We start from the raw sequence: 2407 nt of genomic DNA, 5'->3' as shown, positions 1-2407 counted from the left end.
ACAATCATTTAAATCGTAGCTCTCGTTATTGTTTGCAGCTTGCTTATTGCACGGACTACAAGTCCGCGCTAGCTGGGGAAAAAAGCTCGGTGTCAACCGAGCTTTTTCTTATTTTACTTTAAAATCATATGCACTATAATAACCCCTATCCCAATAAACATGGATAGATATATTTGCACATGTATTTTATTTAAAGATTTAGCATCTTCTCTATCAAAGTCTTTATTGCTTGGCAATATATATTTAGGCATATAGAACCCTTTCTCAAATATCACCTTAAGACTTTGACGTTTAACACTAGAATATAAATTAAACCATCTATAAATTTGATACAGTGCAACTACTATACATACAATAACTAATATAAAAACTACTAATTCGTTCATCTGTCTTTTTTAAAATATTTCAAAATAAGATTATTTAGAAGAATTTCCTTCTAAATCCGTAAGTCGCTTTAAAACACGCTCAAGTTTCTCTTCATTGCTTTTAACTCTTCCTTCATATTCGTTAATTAGAACATTCTGATTTTCTATAATAACTTGCTGCTCTTTTAGCGCTTCTATTAATACAGGTATAAGCTTATAGTAGTAAACTTTTTTGTACCCCGTACGTTCATCTATTTGCACTGCTTCAGGAAAAATTATTTCAACTTCTTGAGCCAATACTCCAATATCATTTCCCTTTAATCCTTCAGGTGCATCGCTAGACCAAACGTATTTATAACCATTTAATCTACTTACTTTATTTAACGAACTGTCAATTGGGCTAATATCCTCCTTTAGGTTTCCATCACTAAATGTACCCATTGTAAATCCACCTGATTTATAAATATGCTCATAAACTGGTGCAACAGTATTTAAATACTTACCTACATTCATATCTAAACCAACACTTCCCCCAACACCAAAATAACCAGAAACACCAATAACATTCATCTTAGGGTCTGATACTGTTGAGAATTTTGCAGCACTCAATCCAAACTTAAAATCAAATCCTGTATTATAATCATATAAAGCTCCCAATTCGACAGGACCAAGCCCTAGTTCTATCCCTGAATATCCAGTCTTTTTATACCCAGTTACAACATTATAGCTATGCTCAATTGTAGCTAGGTGAACGCCTAACATAACCTTCTGCCCAAAAACTTCAACCTTACCTTTTGCCCCATAACCTCGAAGGTATTTAAAATCTAAATCCATTAAATGCTGGTCTTTACTTCTGTCTATCCAGTCATCAAATGAATTACCCCCTTGGGAACCAGCATTATACTTTCTGAACAACTCTGCAATTCTATTTGCGTTGTTTGGGTTAAGGGCGGTTAACTTAGAAGGTACATAAATGTTAAAAAATTTAGTACCCTTCAAATATAACTCTCCATTTTTTAAAGTATAATCTAAAACCTGAACGTTTTCTCTCCTAAGTTTGCTTGTTTCTATATAAGAAACTTCACCAAATGTGCTAATACGTTGATTTAAACCATCCGTAAAAAATGAACCACCCTCTCTAGTATCCAAATTATATGCAAGCTGTTTTTCGTATTCAAGATTATTCCTTGGAGAACCCAAAACACCGTATTTAGGGAATATGGAACCTCCTCCCCCTCCACCTCCTGGAGCTCCCGTGCTTAGCCATCTTTCCAATTGTGCTTTATTTATGGCATTAACTTCATTTTGATATGGGTAATATTGATACCCACTAGGGTCAGAATACATTATCGGGTTATTCATACAATATGAATACCTGTTATAATTGGCAGAACTTTGAGGCGATTGTATAAATGGGTCGGGGCTAACAAACTGCATAGTGGTGGGGCAGTAGGTTCTTCCGTTTCCCGATGGGTCTAAGGCCATCGGGATTAGTTCGGCTATATGTTTTGTCTGCGTTTTCACTTGTCAAAAAAATAAGTCCTCACTGAACATATTAATTTCTGCCTTAAAAGTCAAACTCGAATATCCAAAACCTCTGTCGGTAATGGAGGAAGTTGTAGTAGTAGAGCTTTCCCAATAATGCGGGTCTCTTCTTTTTCCCCAACTATCAAAGGCATGTTCTTCAACTATATTACCAGAAGCATCAATAAGGGTGTTTAACGAGCCCAAATGGTCGGTTAAGGTATAGTATATATTATTACCTGTGTTATCCATAACATAAATAGCTGCCAATCCTGTTGGACTTGTAATACCGATTAAATAATAAAATGCGTCTCTTGTTCACTTCGTTCCAACAGTCGCTTTATTATATTATCGGCATTCTCCCAAATGATTTTAAGTTAAGGAGGTATAATATAATGAATATTTTTGGGTTAGCATCCGCCGGAATGTCATGCTAAAAACATGACCTCAACCAACGTTTGGTAAGGGGGTCAGCTTGCTCCGGAATATCCAGTAGTAATAGTAATAAAATAAGCAGA

The 2407-nt window shown here is 35.3% G+C and carries 3 protein-coding genes; all 3 read right to left on the bottom strand.

From position 1 onward, the window contains the following. Positions 1-113: 113 nt before the first annotated feature. The 3 genes from ACT29I_RS25590 to ACT29I_RS25580 are packed head-to-tail and all read right to left on the bottom strand — an operon-like array spanning position 114 to position 2141. On the bottom strand, positions 114-386 hold the full coding sequence (locus tag ACT29I_RS25590) for a hypothetical protein (protein ID WP_444794850.1): 273 nt from the start codon (positions 384-386) through the stop codon (positions 114-116). A 30-nt stretch (positions 387-416) separates the two neighbouring features. Beyond that, positions 417-1850: a tail fiber domain-containing protein gene (locus ACT29I_RS25585; RefSeq protein ID WP_444794851.1), complete on the bottom strand. Its 1434-nt coding sequence runs from the start codon at positions 1848-1850 to the stop codon at positions 417-419. Positions 1851-1892: 42 nt separating this feature from the next. After that, positions 1893-2141 carry a hypothetical protein gene (locus ACT29I_RS25580; protein ID WP_444794849.1) on the bottom strand — a complete coding sequence of 83 codons (249 nt, stop codon included), beginning with the start codon at positions 2139-2141 and terminating at the stop codon, positions 1893-1895. Between the last annotated feature and the right edge of the window lie 266 nt (positions 2142-2407).

This window comes from Saccharicrinis sp. GN24d3 (assembly GCF_052400645.1).
In the GTDB taxonomy this organism is placed as follows: Bacteria; Bacteroidota; Bacteroidia; order Bacteroidales; family Marinilabiliaceae; genus Saccharicrinis.
The sequence above is the reverse complement of the archived record's forward strand: the minus strand, read 5'-3'. Positions and strand labels throughout refer to the sequence as shown.

Excerpts from the sequence above, each read along its gene's own strand:
- ACT29I_RS25590 (WP_444794850.1), bottom strand. The coding sequence starts at position 386 with ATGAACGAATTAGTAGTTTTTATATTAGTTATTGTATGTATAGTAGTT.
- ACT29I_RS25585 (WP_444794851.1), bottom strand. The coding sequence starts at position 1,850 with ATGGCCTTAGACCCATCGGGAAACGGAAGAACCTACTGCCCCACCACT.
- ACT29I_RS25580 (WP_444794849.1), bottom strand. The coding sequence starts at position 2,141 with ATGGATAACACAGGTAATAATATATACTATACCTTAACCGACCATTTG.